This window comes from Burkholderia guangdongensis (assembly GCF_013403875.1).
Lineage (GTDB): Bacteria > Pseudomonadota > Gammaproteobacteria > Burkholderiales > Burkholderiaceae > Burkholderia > Burkholderia guangdongensis.
Genome location: NZ_JACBNX010000003.1, coordinates 152,475 through 178,932, shown reverse-complemented (window position 1 = coordinate 178,932; position 26,458 = coordinate 152,475). Strand labels below are relative to the sequence as shown.

General features: G+C 68.0%; 18 protein-coding genes. 16 read left to right on the top strand and 2 right to left on the bottom strand.

Features of this window, described 5'->3' with window-relative positions:
- Positions 1 to 23: 23 nt before the first annotated feature.
- The 3 genes from HZI36_RS04540 (at position 24) to HZI36_RS04530 (ending at position 7,168) form a co-directional block, all read left to right on the top strand.
- Positions 24 to 1,706 (top strand): ShlB/FhaC/HecB family hemolysin secretion/activation protein, encoded by a 1,683-nt coding sequence (locus tag HZI36_RS04540; RefSeq protein ID WP_179401441.1) that lies wholly within the window; start codon positions 24 to 26, stop codon positions 1,704 to 1,706.
- 108 nt (positions 1,707 to 1,814) lie between these two features.
- A complete protein-coding gene (locus HZI36_RS04535; RefSeq protein ID WP_179401440.1) occupies positions 1,815 to 6,437 on the top strand; it encodes a beta strand repeat-containing protein in 4,623 nt (1,540 codons plus the stop codon).
- Between the two features lie 107 nt (positions 6,438 to 6,544).
- On the top strand, positions 6,545 to 7,168 hold the full coding sequence (locus tag HZI36_RS04530) for a hypothetical protein (RefSeq protein ID WP_179401439.1): 624 nt from the start codon (positions 6,545 to 6,547) through the stop codon (positions 7,166 to 7,168).
- A gap of 22 nt (positions 7,169 to 7,190) precedes the next feature.
- Here the strand turns inward: HZI36_RS04530 and HZI36_RS04525 are convergent, their stop codons facing one another.
- Both HZI36_RS04525 and HZI36_RS04520 read right to left on the bottom strand, forming a co-directional pair.
- Complete coding sequence (locus HZI36_RS04525; protein ID WP_179401438.1) at positions 7,191 to 7,988, bottom strand: protein phosphatase 2C domain-containing protein; 798 nt, start codon at positions 7,986 to 7,988, stop codon at positions 7,191 to 7,193.
- A gap of 24 nt (positions 7,989 to 8,012) precedes the next feature.
- Positions 8,013 to 8,687 carry a hypothetical protein gene (locus HZI36_RS04520; protein ID WP_246326964.1) on the bottom strand — a complete coding sequence of 225 codons (675 nt, stop codon included), beginning with the start codon at positions 8,685 to 8,687 and terminating at the stop codon, positions 8,013 to 8,015.
- 1,020 nt (positions 8,688 to 9,707) lie between these two features.
- Here HZI36_RS04520 and tssA point away from each other — a divergent pair.
- The 13 genes from tssA (at position 9,708) to tssK (ending at position 26,455) form a co-directional block, all read left to right on the top strand.
- Entirely contained in the window at positions 9,708 to 10,751 is a 1,044-nt protein-coding gene (tssA, locus tag HZI36_RS04515; RefSeq protein WP_179401436.1) for a type VI secretion system protein TssA, read from the top strand.
- 109 nt (positions 10,752 to 10,860) lie between these two features.
- A complete protein-coding gene (tssB, locus tag HZI36_RS04510) occupies positions 10,861 to 11,361 on the top strand; it encodes a type VI secretion system contractile sheath small subunit (protein ID WP_179401435.1) in 501 nt (166 codons plus the stop codon).
- Positions 11,362 to 11,394: 33 nt separating this feature from the next.
- Positions 11,395 to 12,894: a type VI secretion system contractile sheath large subunit gene (gene tssC / locus HZI36_RS04505; RefSeq protein WP_179401434.1), complete on the top strand. Its 1,500-nt coding sequence runs from the start codon at positions 11,395 to 11,397 to the stop codon at positions 12,892 to 12,894.
- A 45-nt stretch (positions 12,895 to 12,939) separates the two neighbouring features.
- Positions 12,940 to 13,434 carry an Hcp family type VI secretion system effector gene (locus HZI36_RS04500; RefSeq protein ID WP_179401433.1) on the top strand — a complete coding sequence of 165 codons (495 nt, stop codon included), beginning with the start codon at positions 12,940 to 12,942 and terminating at the stop codon, positions 13,432 to 13,434.
- Between the two features lie 102 nt (positions 13,435 to 13,536).
- Positions 13,537 to 14,376: a type VI secretion system accessory protein TagJ gene (locus HZI36_RS04495; protein WP_179401432.1), complete on the top strand. Its 840-nt coding sequence runs from the start codon at positions 13,537 to 13,539 to the stop codon at positions 14,374 to 14,376.
- Positions 14,369 to 14,884 carry a type VI secretion system baseplate subunit TssE gene (gene tssE / locus HZI36_RS04490; protein WP_179401431.1) on the top strand — a complete coding sequence of 172 codons (516 nt, stop codon included), beginning with the start codon at positions 14,369 to 14,371 and terminating at the stop codon, positions 14,882 to 14,884. The genes HZI36_RS04495 and tssE overlap by 8 nt, the downstream gene beginning before the upstream one ends.
- A 4-nt stretch (positions 14,885 to 14,888) precedes the next feature.
- Positions 14,889 to 16,766 carry a type VI secretion system baseplate subunit TssF gene (tssF, locus tag HZI36_RS04485; RefSeq protein WP_179401430.1) on the top strand — a complete coding sequence of 626 codons (1,878 nt, stop codon included), beginning with the start codon at positions 14,889 to 14,891 and terminating at the stop codon, positions 16,764 to 16,766.
- Positions 16,751 to 17,818 carry a type VI secretion system baseplate subunit TssG gene (tssG, locus tag HZI36_RS04480; RefSeq protein ID WP_179401429.1) on the top strand — a complete coding sequence of 356 codons (1,068 nt, stop codon included), beginning with the start codon at positions 16,751 to 16,753 and terminating at the stop codon, positions 17,816 to 17,818. The genes tssF and tssG overlap by 16 nt, the downstream gene beginning before the upstream one ends.
- 3 nt (positions 17,819 to 17,821) lie before the next feature.
- Positions 17,822 to 20,530: a type VI secretion system ATPase TssH gene (tssH, locus tag HZI36_RS04475; RefSeq protein WP_179401428.1), complete on the top strand. Its 2,709-nt coding sequence runs from the start codon at positions 17,822 to 17,824 to the stop codon at positions 20,528 to 20,530.
- Between the two features lie 52 nt (positions 20,531 to 20,582).
- A complete protein-coding gene (locus HZI36_RS04470) occupies positions 20,583 to 20,972 on the top strand; it encodes a DUF4280 domain-containing protein (RefSeq protein ID WP_179401427.1) in 390 nt (129 codons plus the stop codon).
- 10 nt (positions 20,973 to 20,982) lie between these two features.
- Entirely contained in the window at positions 20,983 to 23,022 is a 2,040-nt protein-coding gene (locus HZI36_RS04465; protein WP_179401426.1) for a type VI secretion system Vgr family protein, read from the top strand.
- 30 nt (positions 23,023 to 23,052) lie between these two features.
- Entirely contained in the window at positions 23,053 to 25,095 is a 2,043-nt protein-coding gene (tagH, locus tag HZI36_RS04455) for a type VI secretion system-associated FHA domain protein TagH (protein ID WP_218883636.1), read from the top strand.
- Between the two features lie 25 nt (positions 25,096 to 25,120).
- Positions 25,121 to 26,455 carry a type VI secretion system baseplate subunit TssK gene (tssK, locus tag HZI36_RS04450; protein WP_179401425.1) on the top strand — a complete coding sequence of 445 codons (1,335 nt, stop codon included), beginning with the start codon at positions 25,121 to 25,123 and terminating at the stop codon, positions 26,453 to 26,455.
- The last annotated feature ends 3 nt before the right edge of the window (positions 26,456 to 26,458 follow it).

The window sequence follows — 26,458 nt, the reverse complement described above, 5'->3', positions numbered from 1 at the left end:
AACGACGCCTCCCACGTCCACCAATGAAAAGAACCCTCCGAATCATGGCCGCGGCGGTGTCGTGGAGCAGCGCGCTCGCGTACGCGCAGACGCCGCCGAACGCGGGCAGCATCCTGAACGAGACGCAACCGCGCGAAACGCGCCCGGTGCCGCCCGGCGGCGCGAACGCGTTGCCGGCCGAGCCGCAACAGGCGTCGCCGCCCGCTGCCGTCGCGCCCGGGCCGACCTTCGTGCTGAAAAGCATCACGCTGAAGGGCAACAACGCGATTCCGACCGACGAGCTGCTCGCGCCGGTGCGCGAGCGGATCGGCACGCAGATCGGCTTCGCGGACATCGAGGCGATCGCCGCGCGGATCACGCGCGTCTATCGCGAACGCGGCTATGCGCTCGCGCAGGTCGTGATCCCGCCGCAGGACGTCACGTCCGGGAACGTCGAGCTGAGCGTGCTCGAAGGGCGCGTCGGCCACGTGCGGCTCGACATCGCGGCCGGCACGCCGGTGCGCGAGAGCCTGCTGCGCGCGCGCGTCGCCGCGATTCCGATCGGCGCGCCGCTGAAGCAGCGCGATCTCGAGCGCACGATGCTGCTGCTGTCCGATCTGCCCGGCGTGCAGGTATCGTCGGCGCTCGAGGCCGGCAACGAGCCGGGCACCGTCGACCTGACGATCCGCGTCGCGCCGGCCAAGCGCTGGACCTTCTCGACCGACGTCGACAACTACGGCTCGCCGCCGACCGGCACGTGGCGGCTCGGCGCGCTCGCGCGGCTCAACTCGCCGTTCATGATCGGCGACAACCTCGACATCCGCCTGCTCGGCAGCGAGCGGCTCGACACCGCGTACGGGCGCGTCGCGTACGAAGCGCCGATCGATGCGGACGGCACGCGCGTCGGCGTCGCGTTCGCGCGGCTCAACTACACGCTCGGCAAGGAGTTCGCGCCGCTCGACGCGACCGGCGAGGCGACGGTCGCGGACCTGACGCTCACGCATCCGCTCGTGCGCACGCGCAACCAGAACCTGCTCGCGCGCGTGAACCTCGAGTATCGCGACCTGCGCGACAACATCGGCATCGTCGACGAGCACAATCAGCGCGCGCTGATCGAAGGCAGCGTCGGCGTGAGCTACGAGAGCCGCGACGCATGGCTCGGCGGCGGCTTCAACAGCGCCGATCTCGCGCTGCTGGTCGGCAGCCTCGACATTCGGTCGGCCGCCGATCGCGCGCTCGACGCGTCGAGCTTCGGGCGCGACACGCAGGGCACCGAGGCGCGCGTGACGTTCTTCGCGAACCGGCTGAACTCGGTGACCGAGCGCATCAGCGTATTTGCCGGCATCTCGGGCCAGTGGGCCGCGACGACGCTGGACAACTCGTCGCGCTTCCTGCTCGGCGGCCCGCACGCGGTGCGCGCGTATTCGCCGTCGGAAGGGCTCGTCGACGAGGGCTTCGTCGCGACGACCGAAGCGCGCTACGCGGTGAACTCGAAGGTGACGGTGTTCGGCTTCTTCGATTTCGGCACCGGCTGGTACAACGCGAACCCGCGGCCCGGCCAGGGCGCGAACAACATCACGCGCAGCGGCGCGGGCGTTGGCGCGTACTGGGCGGCGCCGGCAGGATTCTCGCTGCAGGGGACGGTCGCGTGGCGCACGACCGCATCCGACACGACCGGCAACGATCGCGTGCCGCGCTTTTATGTGCAGCTGACGAAGGCGTTCTAGCCGGCTGCCCGGGGGAAGGTCACGGCCGCCGTCGCGCATGCGGGCGACGGCGGCCGCGGTCGCTGAATTGCGGTTCGAGCCGGCGCGGGCCGGCGCTTGAGGTGCGTCATGAAGAAGCCGGTTAGTGCGCGATCGAGACATGCGGGCGCCATCGCGAGTGCGGTCGCCGCGCTGTTCGCCGCGTCGGTCGCGACGCCGTCGTGTGCGAACCCGACCGGCGCGCAGGTCGTGTCGGGCTCGGTCAGCGTCAGTTCGCCCGCGGCCGGGCAGATGAACATCACGCAGGGCACGCCGAACGCGATCGTCAACTGGAACACGTTCTCGATCGGCGCGAACGAAGCGGTGACGATCGCGCAGCCGTCGGCGAGCGCCGCGCTGCTGAACCGCGTGCTCGGCAACGACGAGAGCGTGATCGCGGGCCGGCTGCAGGCGAACGGCCGCGTGTTCCTCGTCAACCCGGCCGGCGTGATCTTCGCGCCGGGGTCGTCGGTCAACGTCGGATCGATGATCGCGTCGACGCTCGACATCTCGGACGCGGATTTTCTGGCGGGGCACTTCAGGTTCGTCGGCACGTCGGCCGCGCCGGTCGGCAACGCGGGCACGCTGACCGCGCGGGACGGCGGCACGATCGCGCTGCTCGGCGGCACCGTCAGCAACACCGGCACCGTCAGCGCGCGGCTGGGCACCGTCGCGCTCGGCGCGGGCAGCGACGTCACCGTCGATTTCGCCGGCGATGGACTCACGACGCTGCAGATCAATCAGGGCGCCGCGCATGCGCTCGTCGGCAACGCCGGCACGCTCGCGGCCGACGGCGGCACCGTCGTGATGAGCGCGCAGACCGCCGACGCGCTCGCGGGCACCGTGCTGAACCAGCAGGGGATCGTGCGCGCGCAAAGCCTCGCCGAGCGCGACGGCCACATCTTCCTCGATGGCGGCTCGAACGGCATCACGCAGGTGAGCGGCACGCTCGATGCGACGGGCGGCGCGGGACTCACCGGCGGCCGGATCGACGTGACCGGCCACGACGTCGCGCTGCTGGCCGGCGCGAACGTCGACGCGAGCGGCGCGGCGGGTGGCGGCACCGTGCGCTTCGGCGGCGGCGCGGCCGGCGCGGATCCGACGATCCGCGATGCGGACGCGCTGTGGATGTCGCCGGACGCGTCGATTCATGCGGATGCGCTCGCGAACGGCAACGGCGGGCACATCGTCGCGTACGGCGATAGCGTCGCGCGGCTGTATGGAACGTTTTCCGCGAAGGGCGGGCCGCAGGGCGGCAACGGCGGGCTCATCGAGACGTCGAGCCATTCGCTCGACACGGCCGGCGCGGTCGTCGACGCGTCGGCGCTGCATGGCGTCGGCGGCACGTGGCTGCTCGATCCGTACTCGGTCACGATCGTGTCCAGCGGGCCGGCCGCTGCGGCGTCGGACGCGCCGGGCGGCTCGGTGACGTTCTCGTATTCGTCCGCGTCGACGCTGACGACCGGCGCGATTCAATCGGAGCTGAACAATGGCACGTCGGTGACGGTCGCGACGTCGGCGACCGGCGGCAACGGCGCCGGCGACATCGACGTCGCCGACTCCGCGACGATTCAGAAGACGAGCGGCGGCGACGCGAAGTTCTCGCTGCAGGCGTCGGGGTCGGTCGTGATCGGCTACGGCGTCAGCATCACGTCGTCGGCCGGCAAGCTCGATGTGCTGCTCGATTCGAACGTCGGCGTGACGGCGCCGTTCGGCGGGACCGTCAGCATCGGCGACGGCTTTTTCGGCGGCGCGACGATCCAGACCAACGGCGGCAACTTCGTCGTCAACGGCAACGGCGGCAGCGGCGCGGCCAGCATTACGCGGACGACCGTCGACACCGGCGGCGGCAATGTGTCGATCACCGGCAACGTCGGGTCGGGCGGCACGGTCGCGACCAGCACGTCGTCGGCCTCCGCGCTGGTCGGCGGCGTCGTGATCGACGGATCGACGTTCACGACGCACGGCGGCAGTGTGCAGTTCAGCGCGGACGTCAATTCGCCGAACGTGGCGATCGCCTATGCCACGACGATCGCGACGGGTGCCATCGTCACCGCGAACAATAGCGCGATCAGCACGCAAGGCGGCAGCGTGACGATCGGCGGCAAGCTCGAGTCGGCGATTTCGGTGCAGACGTCGGGTTTTGTACCGACCACGTCAAACGGCGTCGACCTCGAACAGACGACCATCACCACGGCGGGCGGGGGCCTGAGCATCACCGGTGACGTTACCGGCAACAGCGCGACGAGTACCGCGCTCAATCTCGGCACGACGTCGATCGGAACCGGCGGCGGCATGGTCACGCTCGACGGCATCGCCGGCAGCGTCGCGCTGTCGAACTCGCCGATCACCACGCAGGGCGGCAACCTGCAGATAACCGGCAGCGGGACGTCGGCAGACGGCGTATCGATCTTTTCGTCGCCGATCGATACGACATCGTCCGCGACGCAAGGGGGCGGCGTATCGATCGACGGGACGACGAACAGCGCATTCAGCAACGGCGTGTCGCTCAGTGGGACGGTGACGACGGCGAGCGGCGCGATTTCGATGACGGGCACCCAGAACGTGCCGTCGACGGGGCTGGAGGGATCCAACGGCACGGGCATCAACTTGAACGGCGCGTCGCTGACGACGACGAGTGGCCCGATCTCGCTGACGGGTATCGTGAACACGACCGTTCAGGTCTTTTACAACAATACCGGGCTGGCGATCAACACCGGCTCGACGATCACGTCGTCGAGCGGCTCGATCTCGCTGACCGGCACGACCAACGGCGATCCGACCAATCCGAATGCGTCGATGGTGGGTGTCGCGATCGAGGGGAACACCGACGGCGGCGGCAACCCGTCTTCCGTGACGACCGGTAGCGGCACGCTGAGCATCTATGGCAGCGGTGTCGGCACGCAGACCGAAGGCGTGATCGTCGCCGACGGCTCGGGCATCACGTCGACGAACGGCGGCAACATCGACATCCGTGGCGCGGTTGCCGGCCCGCCGGCGATTGCAGGCCAGTCGAACGTGCAGAACGACTTCGGCGTGCTCGTTCTCAACGGCGGCGTGCTATCGAGCGGCACGAAGGGCGACATCGCGATCACGGGCTCGACGAACACGTCCGATCCGGGTGTCGCGATCGGCTACGTGCTGCCGGCGACGTCGTTCGGCAGCGTCGCCGGCCCCGTCACGATTACCAGCACGAACCCGGGCACGGTCACGCTGCGCTCGGCGAACGACGGCACCACGGACAGCCTCGCGATCGTGTCGTTCGACGGCTCGCCGGTCTTTTTCTCGTCGAACGGCACGCTCGTCATCGCGCCCGCGGCGGTCGACGCGGCGAACGGCTACGCGGTCACGCCGGTCGACTCGACGCCGATCACGCTGCTCGGCACCGGCGCCGGGCTCAGCATCGATCCGACGACGTTCCAGATGTTCTCCGGGTTCCAGTCGATGATCTTCGGCTCGACGTCGCAGACGGGCCTGATCACCGTCAACGGCGTATGCGGGCCGAACGCGGCCGCGTGCGTGCTGACGAAGCCGTCGTTCACGACGAACCTCACGCTATCGAATCCGGGCGCGGGCAGCCAGGGGATCGTGCTGCCGTACGGGATTTCGATGCCGGGCTATACGCTGACGCTTGCGTCGGCCGGGCCGGTGACCGACCCGGGCGGCATCCAGGCGGCCGGCCTGCTGCTCGCGGGCCCGGGCACGTTCACGCTGACCGATCCGCAGAACGACGTCGGCGTGCTCGCGATGGCGAATGCGGGCACCGTGAATTTCCTGAACTCGGTCGGCTTCGCGATCGGGCCGATCATCAGCAAGACGTACAGTTCGACGACCGGGCAGCTCGCGACGATCGACGCGACGAACTCGACGCTGACCGGCAATCTCGTCGCGACCGCGGCGACGGGCGGCATCTCGCTCGGCGGCGGCACGGCGACGTCGAACGGGACGAACGGACCGACGGGCGGCTTGAACACGAATCTGACCGCCGGCGGCTCGGCCGACCTCGTGATGGAGAACGGTGTGTTCACCGATGCCGGCACCGGCACGATCAGCGCGGGCAATGCGTGGCGAATCTGGGCGCAGACGTGGAACGGCGAGACGCGCGGCAACGTGCAGCCGAACACGACGCAGCCGAACTTCTACGGCTGCCTGTTCGGCGCGGGCTGCAGCTGGGGCGGCACGGTGCCGACGACGGGCGATCACTACGTCTACGCCGCCCGGCCGACGGTGACGATCACGGCCAACGATGCGACGCGCACCGCGCTCACGCCGAATCCGCCGTTCACGTATACGGCGAGCGGGCTGATCAACGGCGACACGACGGCGACGCTGACCGGCGGCCTGACGACGCCCGCGACGCAGACGTCGCCGATCGGCACGTATCCGATCGATCCGAATTTCGCGTCGAGCGTCGGGTACATCGTCAATCAGGTGCCGGGCACGCTGACCGTGCTGCCGGTGGCCTATACGTGGTCGACGCTCGCGTCGGGTGTGTTGCAGGCGTTCTTCGGCCACGACGAGCAGACGTTCGTCTACGAGAACAACCTGCAGGGGACGAACATCTGCATCGGCTCGACGCAGCCGCTGTTCACGACGGCGGTGCCGGGCCAGCAGCAGGATCTGCTCGCGGTCGAATGGAAGCGCGTGCGCCAGCAGCCGAATCTGAACAGCTGCCTGATCACGAACGGCGAGCATGGGTGTGGGGATTTCTAACGGTCGACGCGAATCGACTTCGAACCATCACGCCTCCGCGTCCGCTCGACATCGGAGGCAATTTCGTGGCGGGGTGACGTATGGCGTTATCTGACGGAGCGGCTCGCGTGGCGGAGCTGTCGGCGCTCGATCTGTACAAGAGCGTGCATAGCCAGAAGGGATTCCAGAAGGTCGAGACCCATGCGCTTTCGGGGGTCATCATCAAGGTGCATCGCGGTTTCTCCGATCCGCTGGCGGACAACAAGGTCATCGCGCTGCGCTCGGCGATCAATCGAGTGGTCAGGCGAACCGGCTTGCGTATGCCGGGCGAGATCACGCTCTACACGTCGTCCGATCTGACGTTCGTCAACGTCGCGTTTCAGCGGGCGATCGGCGGCGCGCAGGCCGCGTCGATCGGGTTGGGCGGCAAGCTCGCGAATCCGATGAGCCTGCCGGTCGGGATCGCGACGGGGATCGGCACCGGCAACGCGTTCATCGAAGCGGTCTGCGTGCATGAAATCGGTCACATCCTGCACGAAATGGAAAATCCGGAGTTCTTCTGGAGCCAGGAGGCGAACGAGTTGCCGAACGGGAAGATGGCCGGGCAGGTGTCGATGTATGCGGGGAACAACAAGAAGGAGTACGTGGCCGAGGTGTTTACCGCGCTGGTTTACGGGCAGACGTTCAGTGCGCCCGTCATCCAGCAATACGTCGACTATTGGGGGCCGAGGTCGACGCGGTTTCCGGGGTGATGCGCCGGGTGAACGCGCGTCGTCAGCCCGCGTTGCCCGCCGGTTTCAGCACCGTGACGTCCGACGCGTCCCCGACCCACACCGCGAACGCGCTGAAGTTGTCGTGATTCGCCTTCGTCACGCTCGCGCGCACGCGCGCGGCGAGCGCGTCGAGCCAGGCGGCCGGCGTCGCCGCGTGCGACAGCGCGGCGAGCATGAACGCTTCGTCGACGTACTCCCACAGCCCGTCGGTGCAGATCAGCAGTGCGTCGCGCTCATCGAGCGCGAACGTGCCGCCGAGCCCGGCGACGTCGAGCCCGTCGCGCGTGCCGAGCGCCGAGAACAACACGTTGCGGCGCGGATGATGCCGCGCGTCCTCGGCCGTCAGCAGATGCGCGTCGACCATCTGCTGGACCATGCTGTGATCGCGCGTCTGCGCGCGAATCCGTCCGTCACGAAAGCAGTAGAGCCGCGTGTCGCCGCAATGCGCCCACGCGGCCGTCCCGCAATCGCGGTCGATCGCGAGCAGCACCGCGGTCGAGCGCATGTCGCGCACCGCCACGTCACCGTGCGTCTGTTCTTCGAGGATGTTGTCGTTCGCATGCAGCAGCGCGCTCACGAGACGCTCGCCGGTCGGCGGCAGCTCCGCGACGGTCAGGTAGCGCAGATCCGCGAGCACCGTGTCGACGACGATTCGCGACGCGACGTCGCCGCCGCCATGCCCGCCCGCGCCGTCCGCGACGACACAATAGTAGAGCCGCTCGCTCGACCACTCGCCGAGCGAATCTTCGTTGCGCGACCGGCCGCCGGGGTCGGTCAGGCTTGCAGTGGCCAGTTGCACCGTTGCCTCTTTCCTCGTTCCTCGTTATTCGGGCTCTCGCGATTGCGCGGACAGGATGCCGAGCACCGCGAGGATGGCCGCGCGGTTGTCGGGCGCGATGTCGATGCCGAGCGTCTGTGTAATCCAGCGGCCGATCGCGGTGCGTGCGAAATCGGCCGTCTGCGCGTGCTTCTTCAGCGTGACGCCGAGCTTCGCCGCGCGATAGTGATACGACGCGATCCGGTAGCGCGCGGCGACCTGCGAGAGTCCGCCCTGGCAGTCGGACAGCCAGCCGAGGCTGCCCGCGAGCACGAGCCGGTCGGCCTCGTCGAGCCCGTCGATGAACGCGCGCGCGGATTCGCGCACACCGGCCTCGTCGAGGCCGTGCAGCAGCAGCGCCGCCTCGATCGCGTTGGCGGGCAGCGCGGCCTGCCGCTCGATTTCGTGCAGGGCATCGTCGATCGGCACGTTGCGCTGATGCCCGGCGCTGCGCAGGCAATCGATCAGATAGCGGCGGAAATACGCGCACACCGCGTGGCGGTTCGACGGCGCGCTGTGCAGCGGGAACGTCGTCGTGTCCGCATGCAGCGCCTCGAGGCGGAACACCTTCAGAAAGATGAACTGGGAGATCAGCTCTTCCTTGTCCTCGCCGAGCGCCTGCAGTTCGAGCGGGTGGTACGTGGTGAGCGCGCTGCGCACGATCGAGTAGATCGACGCCATCTCGTCGTGACTGAGGTGGGCGCGGCGTTGCCACAGCTCCGGCAGCGCATGTTCTCCCACGTTGCATACCGCGGTCGCGCTATCAATGTCCACCTGTCACCCCGGTCTGGTCATCCGCCGCATCGCGTGCGGCAAGGTCGTTCCTGCATGCGTCGGCCGGGCGTTGGCCCCCGGCTCGAACCGGCGACGGCGGCCGGGCACTCGGCGGCCGTCGCGCGTCGTCGAATCGGACGACGCATCAATTTATTGCGTATTGGGAAGTCTATCAATAGTCACGCGCATATGTGAAACCAGTAAATACCATATTCGCGGTATGGAAACCGAACGAGCGGATTTTTATCATGGACGGTTTTTGGATGCGGCGATTTATACATGAATTCCTCGATTTCATGAACGTGCCGGGCGGTTTTTTTTCAGGCGCAAGGGCGGCAGGCCTGCGGGTAGGCCTGATTCGCGCGGCGCGCAGGCGCCCGCCTCGATGCCGGCGGGTGCGCGGCAGGCGATCGCCGGTACGCGCGTGGTCGGACGAAAGCCTTGTCCGGCGGGGATCCGGAGGGATTCGCGCTGGATGGCGAAACAGCTGGATCGTCTGAAAAGTGCCGGTGCCGATGCCGGGCCCGGCCGGCCGCGGGCGAGCGCGCGACGCGCGGGTTCGTGCCCCGGATTGCACGTGGCGGCATTGCTATCCGCATACGTATTATTAATATTAAATATATTAAGCGACTGCATAGTATATTGAGTGATCGCGCGCGATTTCATTAAAGGCCGGAGACGGTAATTAGGTGGAATACCGACGCAGGGTGTCACTGTTTTTTTGCAAATTGCGTGCTATGCTCATATCGGATCGCATCGAGGCACACATTAAAGGTTGCGCAACGCAGCCGTATAAGACTGGATCGCTGGTTGCACATCGGTAGTACGTCGAAACAGGGGAATCAAGTTAGTCGGTCACTCAGGCGCATGCCGTTCATTCGAGCGGCATGCTGACGTTTATTCAATCGAAATCGACGCCGGAAAAAGATGGCTACGCTTGACACGGGGGCACTGCTCGCCGATCTTTCCCCGGATTCACCCGGCGGTATCGACGTCGAGTACGATCCGGCGTTCCTGGAACTCGAAACGGCGGTGAACGGCAAGCCGGACGTGCAGTACGGCGACACCGTCGTCGCGGCGACCGAGCCGGACTGGAAGGCGGCCGAAGCGCTGGCGCTCGGTCTCCTCGAAAAAAGCCACGACCTGCGCGTCGCCGCGCATCTGTCGCGCACGCTGCTGAACCGCCACGGCTTCACCGGCCTCGCCGACGGCCTCGCGCTGCTCGAAGGCATGCTCGAGCGCTGCTGGGACCATCTCTATCCGCAACTCGATCCCGACGACGACAACGATCCGACCGCGCGCGTGAACGTGCTCGCGATGCTCGCCGAACAATCCGGAATCCTGAGCGATGTGCGCAACGCGCCGCTTGCCGCGTCGCGTCTGAACGGGGTCGTACGCCTGCGCGACGTCGAATACGCGAGCGGCGAGGTGCCGGCGCCCGCCGACGCCGACGTGCCGACGTTCACATCGCTCGACGGGATCGTCGCCGACGCGCGCGATGACGCCGTCGTCACGCACGCGGCGCTCGTCGCCGCGCAGCAGAGCACCACACGGATCGAGTCGCTGCTGACCGAGCGCGTCGGCGCGTCGCGCGCGCTCGACCTGACGCCGCTCGCGCGGATGCTGCGCCGCGCGGCGGAGTTCCTCGGCGAACGTGTCGGCGGCGCCGCTGCGCCGGGTGTCGCGGACGCAGCGAACGACGCGCCCATCGACGGCGCGATGCCCGTGGCGGCGACCGCTGTGCCGGCGGTCGTCGTGGCGACCGGCGAGATCACGAGCCGGCAGGACGTGATCAAGGCGATCAATCGCATCTGCGAGTACTACGAGAAGCACGAGCCGTCGAGCCCGGTGCCGCTGTTGCTGCTGCGCGCGCTGCGTCTGGTCGACAAGAGCTTCATCGAAATCCTGGAAGACCTGGCGCCCGACGGTCTGGGGCAGGTCCGGCAGGTCGGCGGTATCACGAACGAGTGAGAACGAATCTGAGCGGGTTTTAGCGAGTCTTCGACGGGGTATCCATTCGCATTGCAACTGACGCGCCGCCACGCCTGCGGCGGGTGCGGCGTCAACCAGGGGAACTGACGTGGCCAAGGAAAGCAGCCAGAAATTCATCGCGCGCAATCGCGCGCCGCGCGTGCAGATCGAGTACGACGTCGAGGTCTACGGCGCCGAAAAGAAGGTGCATCTGCCGTTCGTCATGGGCGTGATGGCCGATCTGTCCGGGCAGCCGGCGGATCCGCTCGCGCCCGTCGCCGATCGCAAGTTTCTCGAGATCGACGTCGACAACTTCGACGAGCGCCTCAAATCGATGAAGCCGCGCGTCGCGGTGCAGGTGCCGAACATGCTGACCGGCGACGGCAATCTCGCCGTCGACATGACGTTCGAGAGCATGGACGACTTCTCGCCCGCCGCGGTCGCGCGCAAGGTCGACGCGCTCGCGAAGTTGCTCGAGGCGCGCGGCCAGCTGCAGAACCTGCTCACGTACATGGACGGCAAGACCGGTGCGGAGGAGCTGATCGGCAAGCTGCTGAGCGATCCGACGCTGCTGCAGGCGCTCGCATCCGCGCCGAAGCCCCAGGAATGACGAGCACGATCCAGATCCACCGTGGAGACTGACATGGCCGAACCCAACAGCGAAGGGCAAGTGCAGCAGCAGGGCGAAGCTGCGGTCGAGATGAGCGATTTCGCGAATCTGCTGCAGAAGGAATTCAAACCGAAGACCGAGAAGGCGAAGGAAGCGGTCGAGACCGCGGTGCGCACGCTCGCCGAGCAGGCGCTGCGCGACTCGAACGTGATCTCCGGCGACGTGCTCGCGACGATCGAATCGCTGATCGCGCAAATCGACAAGAAGCTGACCGAGCAGGTCAACAAGATCATCCATACCGAGGAATTCCAGAAGGTCGAGAGCGCATGGCGCGGCCTGCACTATCTGGTCAACAACACCGAGACCGACGAGACGCTGAAGATCCGCGTGCTGAACGTGTCGAAGAACGACCTGTACAAGACGCTGAAGAAGTACAAGGGCACGGCGTGGGACCAGAGCCCGTTCTTCAAGAAGCTCTACGAGGAGGAGTACGGCCAGTTCGGCGGCGAGCCGTACGGCTGCCTCGTCGCCGATTACTACTTCGACAACAGCGGCCCGGACGTCGACCTGCTCACGCAGATCTCGAAGATCTCCGCGGCGTCGCACGCGCCGTTCATCTCGGCGGCCGATCCGACGGTGATGCTGATGGATTCGTGGCAGGAACTCGCGAATCCGCGCGATCTGACGAAGATCTTCCAGACGCCGGAACACGCGGCGTGGCGCTCGCTGCGCGAGTCGGAGGATTCGCGCTACATCGGCCTCGCGATGCCGCGCTTCCTCGCGCGCGCGCCGTACGGCGCGAAGACGAACCCGGTCGACGAGTTCGACTTCGAGGAAGACACGGCCGGCGCGGACAGCACGAAGTACTCGTGGGCGAACGCCGCGTACGCGATGGCGGTGAACATCAACCGCTCGTTCAAGATGTACGGCTGGTGCTCGCGGATTCGCGGGATCGAGTCGGGCGGCGCGGTCGAGGGGCTGCCCGTGCATTCGTTCCCGACCGACGACGGCGGCGTCGACATGAAGTGCCCGACCGAGATCGCGATCAGCGACCGGCGCGAGGCGGAGCTCGCGAAGAACGGCTTCATGCCGCTCGTGCACAAGAAGAACTCGGATTTCGCCGCGTTCATCGGCGCGCAGTCGCTGCACAAGCCGGCCGAATACGACGATCCGGACGCGACCGCGAACGCGAACCTCGCCGCGCGCCTGCCGTACCTGTTCGCGTGCAGCCGCTTCGCGCATTACCTGAAGTGCATCGTGCGCGACAAGATCGGCAGCTTCAAGGAAAAGGACGACATGCAGCGCTGGCTGCAGACCTGGATCCAGCAGTACGTCGATGGCGATCCGGCCCGCTCGTCGGAGGAGACGAAGGCGCGCAAGCCGCTGGCCGCCGCGGAGGTCGTGATCGAGGAGGTGGAGGGCAATCCCGGGTATTACACGTCGAAGTTTTTCCTGCGTCCGCATTACCAGCTTGAAGGTCTGACCGTGTCGCTGCGGCTCGTGTCGAAGCTCCCGTCGGCCAAGGCGGCCTGACGGAAGTCCCAACCCGTTGCACATTCTTTTTGATCGGAGAAGAACATGGCTGTCGATATCTTTATCAAGATGACCGACTCGAAGGGCGAACTGAAGGGCGAGTCGCGCGACGACAAACACAAGGACCAGATCGACGTGCTCGCGTGGAGCTGGGGCATGAGCAACTCCGGCTCCGCGCACATGGGCGGCGGCGCCGGCGCCGGCAAGGCCAACGTGCAGGATCTGTCGTTCACCAAATACGTCGACAAGGCGACGCCGGGCCTGCTGCGATCGTGCGTCACCGGCGATCACTTCACGAAGGTGGAGCTGTTCGTGCGCAAGGCCGGCGGCAAGCCGCTCGAGTACATCAAGGTCGAGATGGACGAGGTGATCGTGACGTCGATATCGTCGGGTGGCTCGGGCGGCGAGGATCGCCTGACCGAGAACGTCACGCTCAATTTCGCGAAGTTCACGTACACGTACACGCCGCAAAAGCCGGACGGCTCGGGCGACACCGAGATTCCGTTCACGTACGACATCGCGGTAAACAAGGAAGGCTGAGTCCGACCATGGCCGGGTGTTCGCATCGCGCGGTGGCGCGCGATGCGAACACCCGGCGCAGTGTGCCGCGCGGTATCGACGGCCTGACGGGAGCATACCGAAATGACGGCAGAGCAAAGCTTGCGCGACGGCGATCTCGACGAATGCCTGCGCCAGTTGCAGAACCAGGTTCGCGGCGATCCGGCCAAAGCGGCGAACCGCGTATTCCTGTTTCAGCTGCTCGCGGTGATGGGCGCGTGGGATCGCGCGCTGACGCAATTGAACGTGGTCGGCGATCTCGACGCGGCCGCGCTGCCGATGGTGCAGTTGTATCGCGACGCGCTGCAGTGCGAGGTGCTGCGCGGCGAGGTGTTCGACGGCAAGCGCACGCCGCTGATCTTCGGCGAGCCGACCGGATGGCTCGCGCTGCTGATCGATGCGCTGCGGCTCGAGGCGCACGGTGATGCGGCGGCCGCGTCGGCCGCGCGCGCGAAGGCGTTCGACGACGCGCCGGCGACGTCGGGCGCGCTGAACGGCGAGCCGTTCGACTGGATCGCCGATGCCGACGGCCGGCTCGGGCCGACGCTCGAGGTCGTGCTGAACGGCCGCTATTACTGGATTCCGTTTTTCCGGATCAAGAAGATCGAGATCGAAGCGCCGTCCGACCTGCGCGACCGCGTGTGGATGCCCGCGATCTTCACGTGGGCGAACGACGGACAGGCGGTCGGGCTGATCCCGACGCGCTATGCGGGCACGCTCGCCGAAAAGGACCATGCGCTGTGGCTCGCGCGCAAGACCGAATGGATCGAAGCGGGCGCGAGTGAGGGCAATGCGCGGCCGGTCGGCCAGCGGCTCTTCGCGACCGACGCGACCGACTGCGCGCTGCTCGACGTGCGCACGCTCGAGCTGAACGTCGACGCGCCGCCATCGGAAAGCGGCGACGCCGCGCCGAGTCATGGCTGAGACCACCAGCATCCGCGACCGCCTGCAGCCGTCGCTGCTCGACCGGCTGACCGATCACGAGCCCGACGCGCAGCAGGAGCCGCGCGAACGGCGCGTGCTGTCGATGCGCGCGCTCCGGCAGAGCGTGCAGCGCGATCTCGGCTGGCTGCTGAACGCGAACGGGCTCGAGTCGGTGCAGGACGTGTCGCGCTATCCGTACGTCGCGACGTCGGTCGTCAACTACGGCTTTCCGGACATCGCCGGCAAGACCGCGTCGAGCATCGACGTCGCGCAGCTCGAGCGGATCGTGCGCGACACGATCCGCGCGTTCGAGCCGCGCATCCTGCGCGACACGGTGAGCGTCACCGCGGTTCAGGCGGAGGAGACGACCGGGCGGCACAACACGGTGTCGTTCGTGATCGAAGGCGATCTGTGGGCGCAGCCTTATCCGGAGCGGCTGTATTTCCGCACCGATTTCGATCTCGAGGCCGGGGAAATCAGAGTGCTCGAACAGGGCGCGCCGCGCTGAATCCATGAATCCGGAACTGCTCAAGTACTACAGCCAGGAACTTCAGCATCTGCGCGAGATGGGCGGCGAGTTCGCGCGCGCGTTTCCGAAGATCGCGTCGCGCCTCGGGCTCGAGAATCTCGAGTGCGCGGACCCTTACGTCGAGCGTCTGCTCGAAGGCTTCAGTTTTCTCGCCGCGCGCGTGCAGATGAAGATCGACGCGGAGTTTCCGCGCTTCACGCAGCATCTCGCGGAGCTCGTCTATCCGCACTATCTGGCGCCGACGCCGTCGATGGCGGTCGTGCAGATCCAGCCCGACCTGACGAACCCGGGGCTCGCCGAAGGCGTGAAGATCCCGCGCGGCGGCGCGCTGCGCAGCGCGCTCGACAAGAGCGGCTCGACGCGCTGCGAATACCGGACCGCGCACGACCTGACGCTGTGGCCGCTCGAGCTCGCGGATGCGAAGTTCTTCACGCACTCGGGCTCGCTCGGCGGCGCGGACATCGCGCTGCCGGCCGGCGTGAAGGCGGGGTTGCGGCTGCGGCTGCGCGCGACCGGCGGCCTGAAGATCGGCCAGTTGCAGCTCGACCGGCTCGCGCTGTACGTGCGCGGCGCCGATTCGATGCCGCTGCGCATCCACGAGCGGCTGCTCGCGTCGGCGGCGGGCGTCGTCGTGATGCCGGTCGCGCGCCCCGCGCCGTGGCACGCGCAGTTGCCGGCGAGCGCGGTGAAGCCGCTCGGTTTCGGCGAGGACGAGGCGCTGCTGCCGGTCAGCCGGCAGGCGTTCCAGGGCTATCGGCTGCTGCAGGAATACTTTGCGTTCCCGCAGCGCTTCCTGTTCATCGGCATCGACGGGCTGCTGCCCGCGCTGCGCCGCTGCGCGGACGCCGAGGTCGAGGTGATCGTGTTGCTGAACCGTGCCGATCCGGTGCTCGAGCAGGCGCTCGACGCGTCGAATTTCGCGCTGCACTGCACGCCGGCGATCAACCTGTTTGCCCGGCGCACCGACCGGATCGCGCTCACCGCCGAGCAGTTCGAGTATCACGTCGTCGCCGACCGCACGCGGCCGATGGATTTCGAGATCTACCGGATCGACGAGGTGACCGGCTACAGCGCCGGCACCGTCGCCGAGCAGAAGTTCGAGCCGTTCTATCGCGCGCGCGATCTCGGCGCCGCGTATCAGGCGGGCGCGTACTACCAGGTGCGGCGCGACAGGCGCATGCAGTCGGCGCGGCAGGCCGAGCGCGGCGCGCGCAGCAGCTATCTCGGCAGCGAGACGTTCATCTCGCTCGTCGACGCGGCGAACGCGCCGTTTCGCGGCGACCTGCGCCAGCTCGGGCTGCAGGTGCTGTGCACGAACCGCGACCTGCCGCTGATGATGGCGCTCGGCGCCGGCCCGAGCGATTTCACGCTCGACGTCGAGGCGCCGGTCGAGCGCGTGCGCTGCGTGAGCGGCCCGAGCCGGCCGCTGCCGTCGTACGCGCACGGCGCGGTCGCGTGGCGGCTGTTGAGCCATCTGTCGCTGAACTATGCGTCGCTGATCGACTCCGGCGCGGAAGAAGGCGCGCGCGCGATGCGCGATCTGCTCGGCTTGTACTGCCCGGCCGACGACGTCGCGACGCAGCGGATGATCGAAGGGCTGCGCTCGATCGATTCGCGCTCGGTCACGCGCCGGCTGCCGGGCAGCGGGCCGATCGCGTTCGGCCGCGGCCTCGAGGTGACGCTGACGTTCGACGAAGCGCCGTTCGGCGGCGCCGGCGCGTTCCTGCTCGGTGCGGTGCTCGCGCATTTCTTCGCGCAATACGTATCGCTCAATTCGTTCGCCGAAACGGTCGTTCGGTCGCAGTCGCGCGGCGAGATCATGCGATGGCCAGCGAGGATCGGACAATGCCGGACGCTCTGACGCTGTTGGGCCTGCTCGAGACCGACGCCGGTCGCTTCGATTTCTTCCAGGCGGTGCGGCTGCTCGAGATCGCGTATCCGCACGCGCCGCGCGTCGGCGCGTCGCTGCGGCCGCGCGACGACGCGGTGCGCTTCTCGCAGGAGCCGGAGCTCGTGTTCCATCCGACGACGCTCGGCGCGTTCACGCCGGCGACGGACCGCGATCCGGCGCGCCTCGCGATCAACTTCTTCGGGCTGCTCGGGCCGAACGGGCCGATGCCGCTGCATCTGACCGAGTACGTGCGCGACCGCTTGCGCAACGGCAACGATCCGACGCTCGCGCGTTTTCTCGACGTGTTCCATCACCGGATGGCGTCGCTGTTCTATCGCGCGTGGGCCGACGCGCAGCCGGCCGTGAACCTCGACCGGCCCGAGCGCGACCGCTTTTCGACCTACGTCGGCACCGTGTTCGGCCTCGGCGAGCCGGCGCTGCGCGAGCGCGACACGGTGCCGGATTTCGCGAAGCTGCATTTCGCCGGGCTGCTCGCCGCGCCGACGCGGCACGCGGCGGGCCTGAAGCTCGTGCTGTCGCGCTTCTTCGAGCTGCCGGTCGAGATCGAGCAGTGGGTCGGACACTGGATGCGTCTGCCGTCGACGGAGGTGTCGCGGCTCGGGGCGCGCGACGGCTCGTCGCGGCTCGGCGTGTCGACGCTGCTCGGCGCACGCGTATGGGACGGCCAGCACAAGTTCCGCATCGTGATCGGGCCGCTTTCGATCGCCGATTACGAGCGCTTTCTGCCGGGCGGCGACAGCCTGCGGCGTCTCGTCGACTGGGTGCGCAATTACGTGCGCGACGGCCTCGACTGGGACGTGAACCTGCAGCTCAGGCAGGCGGACGTGCCGCGCCTGAAGCTCGGGCGCCACGCGCGGCTCGGCTATACGAGCTGGGTGCTGCGCGGCGCGGCCGCCGGCGACCAGAAACAGTTGCTGCTCCAACCGGCCGATGCGTCGGGGCGCCCGCGCATGCCCGCGCGGGGTGCGGCGCCGGAACGTCAACCTTCAACGAAGGAATAAATCATGGCTGAGATCAAACGGGCTGCACTGTTCGGCAAACTGAACAAGCTGGGATACCGCGCGATCGAAAGCGCGAACGTGTTCTGCAAGCTGCGCGGCAATCCGTACATCGAGCTCGTGCACTGGTTCCATCAGATCCTGCAGACGCAGGATTCGGACCTGCACCGGATCATCAAGCACTTCGGCGTCGATCCGGCCGGGCTCGCGCGCGACCTGACCGAAGCGCTCGACCGGCTGCCGCGCGGCGCGTCGTCGCTCGACATCGGCTCGCAGGTCGAGGAGGCGGTCGAGCGCGGCTGGGTGTTCGGCTCGCTGCTGTTCGGCGAATCGCAGGTGCGCACCGGGCACCTGATCGTCGGCCTGCTGAAGACGCCGTCGCTGCGCAACGCGCTCTACGGAATCTCGCGGCAGTTCGAGCGGGTCAAGCTCGATGCGCTCGTCGAGGAGTTCGACCGTGTGGTCGGCGGCTCGCCGGAAGCGTCGATGAGCGCGAGCGACGGCTTCCAGGCTGCCGCAGCGTCTGCCGACGGCGAGGGCGGCGCGGTGCCGCCCGCCGCGATGGGCAAGCAGGAGGCGCTGCGCCGCTTCACGACCGACCTGACCGAGCAGGCGAGAAGCGGCAAGCTCGATCCGATCGTCGGGCGTGACGAGGAGATCCGCCAGGTCGTCGACATCCTGATGCGCCGCCGGCAGAACAACCCGATCCTGACCGGCGAGGCCGGCGTCGGCAAGACCGCGGTCGTCGAGGGCTTCGCGCAGCGGATCGTCGCCGGCGACGTGCCGCCGTCGCTGCGCGACGTGCAGCTTCGCACGCTCGACGTCGGCCTGCTGCAGGCGGGTGCGAGCATGAAGGGCGAGTTCGAGAACCGGCTGCGGCAGGTGATCGAGGAAGTGCAGGCGTCGGAAAAACCGATCATCCTGTTCATCGACGAGGCGCACACGCTCGTCGGCGCGGGCGGCGCGGCCGGCACCGGGGATGCGGCGAACCTGCTGAAGCCGGCGCTCGCGCGCGGCACGCTGCGCACCGTCGCCGCGACGACGTGGGCCGAGTACAAGAAGCACATCGAGAAGGATCCGGCGCTCACGCGGCGCTTCCAGGTCGTGCAGGTGCCGGAGCCGGACGAGACGAAGGCGATCCTGATGATGCGCGGGATCACGTCGACGATGGAGAGGCATCACAAGGTGCAGATTCTCGACGAGGCGCTCGATGCCGCGGTGCGGCTGTCGCATCGCTACATTCCGGCGCGTCAGCTGCCGGACAAGGCCGTGAGCCTGCTCGACACCGCGTGCGCGCGCGTGGCGGTGAGCCAGCACGCGACGCCGCCGTCGGTCGACGATTCGCGCAAGCGGATCGCCGCGCTCGAGACGGAGCTCGAGATCATCGCGCGCGAAACGGCCGTCGGCGTCGACACGCGCGAGCGCGAGGCCGCCGCGTCGGAGAAGCTCGCGGCGGAGCAGGCGCGCCTCGCGGAGCTCGATGCGCGCTGGCAGACCGAGAAGGCGCTCGTCGAGAAAATTCTCGCGCTGCGCGCGCAACTGCGCGGCGAGACCGGCAAGGTCGAGGGTGCGCCCGAAGCCGCGTCTGACGCCGCTGCTGCCGACGCGAACGCGGACCCGGCCGCGGCCGGCGCGCGTCTGGCCGAGCTGCGCGAGCTGCAGGCGACGCTCGCCGCGCATCAGGGCGACGATCCGCTGATCCTGCCGACCGTCGACCGGCAGGCGGTCGCGTCGGTCGTGCAGGACTGGACCGGCATCCCGGTCGGCCGGATGGTGAAGAACGAGATCGAGAACGTGCTGAAGCTCGCCGAGAACCTGAACAAGCGGATCATCGGCCAGGGCCACGCGACCGCGATGATCGCGAAGCGGATCCAGACGTCGCGCGCGGGCCTCGACAACCCGAACAAGCCGATCGGCGTGTTCATGCTCGCCGGCACGTCCGGCGTCGGCAAGACCGAGACCGCGCTCGCGCTCGCCGAGGTGCTGTACGGCGGCGAGCAGAACGTGATCACGATCAACATGAGCGAGTATCAGGAAGCGCACACGGTGTCGTCGCTGAAGGGCGCGCCGCCCGGATACGTCGGCTACGGCGAGGGCGGCGTGCTGACCGAGGCGGTGCGCCGCCGGCCGTACAGCGTCGTGCTGCTCGACGAGGTCGAGAAGGCGCATCCGGACGTGCACGAGATCTTTTTCCAGGTGTTCGACAAGGGCTGGATGGAGGACGGCGAAGGCCGCGTGATCGATTTCAAGAACACGCTGATCCTGCTGACGACGAACGCCGGCACCGACCTGATCACGAACCTCTGCAAGGATCCGGAGCTGATGCCGGACCCGGACGGGATCGCGAAGGCGCTGCGCGAGCCGCTGCTGAAGGTGTTCCCGCCGGCGCTGCTTGGCCGCGTCGTCACGATTCCGTATTATCCGCTGTCGGACGAGATGCTCGGCGCGATCATCCGGCTGCAGCTCCGCCGGATCGAATCGCGGATCCGCGCGACGTACAAGATCCCGTTCACGTACGATGACGACGTGGTGAAGCTGATCGCGAGCCGCTGCACCGAGCTCGAGAGCGGCGGCCGGATGATCGACGCGATCCTGACGAACTCGCTGCTGCCGCACGTCAGCAACGAGTTCCTGACGCGGATGATGAACGGCGCGACGGTGTCGAAGGTGCAGGTGGGCGCACGCGACGGCGAGTTCGTCTATGCGTTCGACTGAGCACGCTCGATGACGGAAATCATCCGGAACCCTGATCGATCGGAGGCCGAAGATGCCGCAACAAGTCAGCATGGGCGCGACGCTGCAATGCACGTTCGGGATGGCGACGTCGGCGCTCGTCGTGCTGCCGGTGAACCGTGTGCTCGGCGAAGGGCCGCCCGCCGCGAACATCATGGATCACATCCCGATGGTCAACATCATGCCGTTCGGGATGTGCAACTCGCCCTCGAACCCGACCGTTGCGGCCGCGACCGCCGCCGCGATGGGCGTGCTGACGCCGATGCCGTGCATTCCGATGACACCGTCGCCGTGGGTGGCCGGCGCGCCGACGGTGCTGCTCGGCAATCAGCCGTCGCTCGACAACGTGTCGAAATGCATGTGCAACTGGGGCGGCGTGATATCGATCGTCAATCCGGCCACCGTCAACACGATGATTCCGTGAAGAGTTCGACATGACCACGCGCGATCCGCACCGCCAGGTGTCCGTCACTTGCGCGGCGGCCGGCGACGACCTGAAGTTCCTGCGCCTGACCGGCACCGAGGAGCTGGGCCGGTTGAGCCGCTTTCAGCTCGAGCTGCTGAGCACGAGCAACGCGCTGAAGCCGGGCGATCTGCTCGGCCAGGACATTTCGGTCGAGCTGTCGCTGCCGGCCGGCGGCGAGCGGCAGATCAACGGCATCGTCACCGCGTTCCGGATCGCGGTGCCGGGCGACAAGACCCGCAACCGGATGGCGCGCTACGAGGCGACCGTGCGGCCGCGTCTGTGGCTGCTCACGCGCGCGTCGCACTGCCGTTTTTTCTACGAGATGACGGTGCCGGACATCGTCACGAAAGTGCTGCAGGACTACAATGTCGATCTCAGCAACAAGTGCGCGGCGACCTATCCGACGCTCGAGCACTGCGCGCAGTATCGCGAGACCGATTTCGACTTCGTCAGCCGGCTGCTGGAGCGCGAGGGCATCTACTACTACTTCGAGCACAGCGGCGGCAAGCACACGCTCGTGCTGACCGATTCGGGCGACGTGCACGCGCCGCTCGACCATTACCCGACGATCTCGTATGACCCCGGCTACGGTCCGCTGACCGAGAAGGAAGGGATCTACGACTGGATGGCGGGCGCGGAGCTGCAGACCGGCACGTACGAAGTCAACGACTACGACTTCGAGAAGCCGTCGGCGAGCAACCAGCAGGGGCTGCTGTCGCGCTCGACGCGGCCGACGGCCTACGACGCGCCGGTCTACACGATGCAGGAGCATCTGACCGGGCACGTGCAGTCGAGCGACGGCGACCGCTACGCGAAGGTCGGCGTCGAGATCCGCCAGACGCGCAACGACAGCATCACCGGGCGCTCGACGGTGCGCGCGATCTGGCCCGGCGGCCTGTTCAAGCTGACCGGGCATGCGACCGACGACCAGAACCGCGACTATCTCGTCGTGCGCGCGACCTACGAGATCAACTCGGACGAGTACGTATCGACGCGGAACGTGTCGCTGCCGTTCTTCGATTGCGATTTCGTCGCGCTGCGCAAGGAGAACCATTTCCGCTCGGAGCGGCTGACGCCGCGGCCGGTGGTCGGCGGACCGCAGACCGCGGTGGTCGTCGGCCCGGACGGCGACGAGATCCACACGGACAAGTACGGCCGCATCAAGGTGCAGTTCCACTGGGAGCAGTTCGCGCCGCCCGCCAACGCGAACGAGCGGATGAAGCGCTGCTGGGCGCGCGTATCGCAGGGCTGGGCCGGCAAGAACTGGGGCGCGTTTTTCCTGCCGCGGATCGGGCAGGAAGTGATCGTCGATTTCATCGAAGGCGATCCGGACCGGCCGCTCGTGACCGGCAGCGTGTACAACGCGAGCCTGATGCCGCCGTATGCGTTGCCCGCGAACAGCGCGCTGTCGACGCTGAAGAGCAATTCGACGAAGGGCGGCGGCGGGTACAACGAGGTCCGCTTCGACGACACGAAGGGCAGCGAGCAGCTGTTCTTCCACGCGGAGAAGGACCACGAGACGTGGATCAAGAACGACACGCTGACGAACGTCGCGAACGATCGTCATCTGAAGATCGGCGGCAACGAGTTCGTCGAGGTCGATGGCGCGTGCCATGAGACCGTGAAGGGCGCCCGGAACGCGCAGGTCAACGGCACGCGCAGCGACGCGGTGCAGGGCGACCAGAACACGCAGGTCGACGGGAGCGTGTCGCTGAAGGCCGGGCAGAATCTGCAGGAAAAAGTCGGCGCGAACTGGGCGATCGAGGCGGCCGCGAACATCCACATCAAGGCCGGCGCGAACGTCGTGATCGAGGCGGGCGCGATGCTGACGCTGAAGGTCGGCGGCGCGTTCGTGGTGATCGATCCGATGAGCGTGTCCGTCGTCGGCACGCCGATCAAGCTGAATTCGGGGGGCTCGGCCGGGTCCGGCGACGGCGCGTCGCCAACCGCGCCGACCGCGCCGACCGCGCCGACGGATGCGGATGACGGCACGAAGAAACTCAAGTGACGGCGGACGCGAGTCCGCCAGGGAACGGGGATGCAACTGACGAATCCGGTACTTTCGCTGCGTGTCGCCAGGTTCAACGACGAGCCCGTCGCGGAACCGATGGCGGTCGAGTTCGGGCCGGCGGGCGGCACGATCGGCCGCGCGACCGATTGCACGCTGATGCTGCCTGACCAGCAGCGCGCGATCTCGCGCGTGCAGGCGCGGATCGAGTGTCGCGGCGGCGAGTATCTATTGTGCGATCTCGGCGCCAATCCGAGCGTGCTGAACGAGCGCGCGATCGGCGGCACGCGCGAGGCGCGGCTCGCGAACGGCGACCGGCTGGTGATCGGGCCTTATCTGCTCGAGGTCGCGGTGCACGAGCGCGAGGCCGGCGCGCAGCCGGGCTTTCACGATCCGCTGGCCGCCGCGAAGGTGCTGAGCGGCCCGCTGCCGGACAGCGCGGAGCTTGGCCCGCTCGGCCCGCTCGGTCTCGTAGCGCTCGATCCGCTCGGGCAGCCGGGGTTCGGCGCGCAGGCCGGCGCGCGGCCGGGGTTCGGCGGATCGCAGAGCGATCACGTGGCGCCGGAATTCGAGGCGTTTTCGTCACCGGTGCCGGCCGCGGTGCAGCCGGCCCTCGGCGGCGCGCATGCGGGCGGCGGGATTCCGGCCGACTACGATCCGCTCGCCGATGCGCTCGCGCAGTGGGACGCGCATGCGGAGCAGGTGATGCGGCAGGGGCAGGGGGCGATGCCGGTGACGCCGGCGATGCCCGCGATGCCTGCGATGCCGGTCGCGCCGGCGATGCCCGCGTTTGCACCGGGTCAGCCGGTTCAGCCGCCACCTGCGCCGCAGGGCGGGCCGACCGGCCTGCCGGCGAGCCTGCTCGACGCGCCCGCGCCGGGTGGTGCGACGCCGTTCGACGATCTGTTCGGCGCTGCGCCGCCTTCGTCGCCCGCGACTGCGCAGTCGTTGCCGTTGCCGTTGCCGGACGAGCCGATGTTGCCGGTCCAGCCGCCGTCGTTGCCGCCGTTGCCGACGCTGGAACCGCTCGCGCACGACCTGACGCAGTTTGTGCCGCCGGTGCGCGCGCAATCGCCGAGCGAGCCGCCATCGCAGCCGCAGGTGCAGATGCAATCCCCGCCGCAACAGCCGGCTGCGTCGCAACCGTTGCCGATACAACCACTGCCGCTGGTAGAACCGCCGTTGGCGTCGCAGCCGATGCCGTCGGCAGAACCGCCGTTGGTGCCGCAGTCGACGCCGCTGGCAGAAGCGCCGTTGGTGCCGCAGCCGACGCCGCTGGCAGAACCGCCGTTGGTGCCGCAGCCGATGCCGCCGTTCGTGCCGCAACCCGGGCTGCGACCCGAGCCGCAATCGCAATCGACCGCGCCGACACCGCCCATCGCCGCGACACCCGCGGCCGTCCGGCAGCCGACCGCAACGCAGGCAACGCAGGCAACGCCCGCGCCCCTCCCGCACTCCGCTGACCCGACGCTCGCCGCGCTGATCGCCGGTCTGGGCCTCGACCCGACCCGCGCGCCGAACCTGCCGCCGGCCGAGTTCGCGCATCTGATCGGCGCGATGCTGCGCGAGGCGCTGCGCGGCACGATGACCGTGCTGCGCTCGCGCTCGACGACGAAGCGCGAGGCGCGTCTCGACACGACGGTGATCGTCGCGCGCGACAACAATCCGCTGAAGTTCTTCCCGGACGTCGACAGCGCGCTCGCGCAGATGCTGGCCGGCCGCAGCGCCGGCTATCTGCCGCCGGACCGCGCGCTCGAGTACGCGTTCGCCGACATCCAGTCGCACGAGCTCGCGGTGATCGCCGGGATGCGCGCGGCGCTCGCGCACGTGCTCGGCCGCTTCGATCCGGCCGCGCTCGAGGCGGAGCTGACCGAGCAGGGCGTGATGGACAAGCTGCTGTCGAACCGCAAGGCGAAGCTGTGGGATCGCTTCGTGCAGATGCAGGCGCAGATCGCGCGCGACAGCGAGGACGATTTCCAGCGGTTGTTCGGCAATGCGTTCAACGACGCCTACGAAGCGCAGATCGACGCGCTGCTCGCGGCGCGAAAGACCGATTCCGGCGAAAAAGGCTAACCCACGTCACCACCCACGCTAAACCATGTCCTGGAACAGCAAAGTCATCTGGTCGGAAGGAATGTTCCTGCAGCCGCAGCATCTGCAGCAGCACGACCGCTACCTGCAGACGCAGCTCGAAGTCCGCGCGTCGGGGCTGCGGCCGTACGCGTGGGGCTTTACCGCGCTCGCACTCGACGAGCAGTTGCTGAAGCTCGGCAAGATCGCGCTGCTGTCGTGCTCGGGCGTGCTGCCCGACGGCACGCCGTTCAACCTGCCCGCCGACGACGATCTGCCCGCGCCGCTCGACATTCCCGAGGGCACGCGCAGCATGCTCGTCGTGCTCGCGCTGCCGGTGCGGCGCCCCGGGGTGCCGGAGACCGGCAACGGCGACACCGAGGAGAACTTCGCGCGGCACCGGATCGACGAGCTCGACGTTGCCGACAGCAACGATCCGAACGCCGACGCCGCGCTGATGCAGATCGGCAAGCTGCGTGTGCGGCTTGCGCTCGAGCCGGACGTCGCGAACGCGTATACGTCGCTCGGCGTCGTGCGTGTCGTCGAGCGGCTGCCGGACAACCGCGTCGTGCTCGATCCCGACTACAGCCCGCCGTGCGCCGACTACCGCGTCGCCGCGCGCCTCGCCGCGTTCGCCGACGATCTCGTCGGTCTGCTGCACCAGCGTGGCGAAGCGCTCGCCGCGCGGCTCGCGCAGCCGGGCGTGACCGGCGTCGCCGAGGTCGCGGATTTTCTGCTGCTACAACTGATCAACCGCCACGAACCGCTCGCCGCGCACCTGTCGACGATGACCGGGCTGCATCCGGAGGCGCTGTACCGGGTCGTTGCGCAGCTCGCCGGCGAGCTCGCGACGTTCAGCCGGCCGACGAAGCGTCCGCGCGCGTATCCGGTGTACCGGCACGATCGCCTGCAGGAAACGTTCGCGCCGGTGATCGACGATCTGCGTGCGGCGCTGTCGATGGTGATGGACCCGCATGCGGTGCCGATTCCGCTCGAGGAACGCAAATTCGGGCTGCGCGTCGCGCTCGTGCCGGACAAGAACCTGTACGCGTCGGCGACGTTCGTGCTCGCCGTGAACGCGCAGGTGCCGGCCGAGACGATCCTGACCGGCTTTGCGCCGCAGGTGAAGATCGGGCCGATCGAGCGGATCCGCGATCTCGTGAATCTGCAACTGCCGGGCGTCGGCCTGCGCGCGCTGCCGGTCGCGCCGCGTCAGCTGCCGTTCCACGCGGGATTTACGTACTTCGAACTGGATCGAGGCAACGAGCTCTGGAAGCAGTTCTCGACGTCGGCCGGCATGGCGCTGCACGTCGCCGGCGAGTTTCCGGGGCTGAAGATGGAATTCTGGGCGATCCGCCGCTGATGC

Coding starts and splice junctions, on each gene's coding strand:
- HZI36_RS04520 (WP_246326964.1), bottom strand. CDS start 8,687: ATGGCGTCGATCTACTCGATCGTGCGCAGCGCGCTCACCACGTACCAC.
- HZI36_RS04495 (WP_179401432.1), top strand. CDS start 13,537: ATGACGGCAGAGCAAAGCTTGCGCGACGGCGATCTCGACGAATGCCTG.
- HZI36_RS04465 (WP_179401426.1), top strand. CDS start 20,983: ATGACCACGCGCGATCCGCACCGCCAGGTGTCCGTCACTTGCGCGGCG.
- HZI36_RS04535 (WP_179401440.1), top strand. CDS start 1,815: ATGAAGAAGCCGGTTAGTGCGCGATCGAGACATGCGGGCGCCATCGCG.
- tagH (WP_218883636.1), top strand. CDS start 23,053: ATGCAACTGACGAATCCGGTACTTTCGCTGCGTGTCGCCAGGTTCAAC.
- tssG (WP_179401429.1), top strand. CDS start 16,751: ATGCCGGACGCTCTGACGCTGTTGGGCCTGCTCGAGACCGACGCCGGT.
- HZI36_RS04500 (WP_179401433.1), top strand. CDS start 12,940: ATGGCTGTCGATATCTTTATCAAGATGACCGACTCGAAGGGCGAACTG.
- tssC (WP_179401434.1), top strand. CDS start 11,395: ATGGCCGAACCCAACAGCGAAGGGCAAGTGCAGCAGCAGGGCGAAGCT.
- tssE (WP_179401431.1), top strand. CDS start 14,369: ATGGCTGAGACCACCAGCATCCGCGACCGCCTGCAGCCGTCGCTGCTC.
- tssA (WP_179401436.1), top strand. CDS start 9,708: ATGGCTACGCTTGACACGGGGGCACTGCTCGCCGATCTTTCCCCGGAT.
- tssK (WP_179401425.1), top strand. CDS start 25,121: ATGTCCTGGAACAGCAAAGTCATCTGGTCGGAAGGAATGTTCCTGCAG.
- HZI36_RS04470 (WP_179401427.1), top strand. CDS start 20,583: ATGCCGCAACAAGTCAGCATGGGCGCGACGCTGCAATGCACGTTCGGG.
- HZI36_RS04540 (WP_179401441.1), top strand. CDS start 24: ATGAAAAGAACCCTCCGAATCATGGCCGCGGCGGTGTCGTGGAGCAGC.
- tssH (WP_179401428.1), top strand. CDS start 17,822: ATGGCTGAGATCAAACGGGCTGCACTGTTCGGCAAACTGAACAAGCTG.
- tssF (WP_179401430.1), top strand. CDS start 14,889: ATGAATCCGGAACTGCTCAAGTACTACAGCCAGGAACTTCAGCATCTG.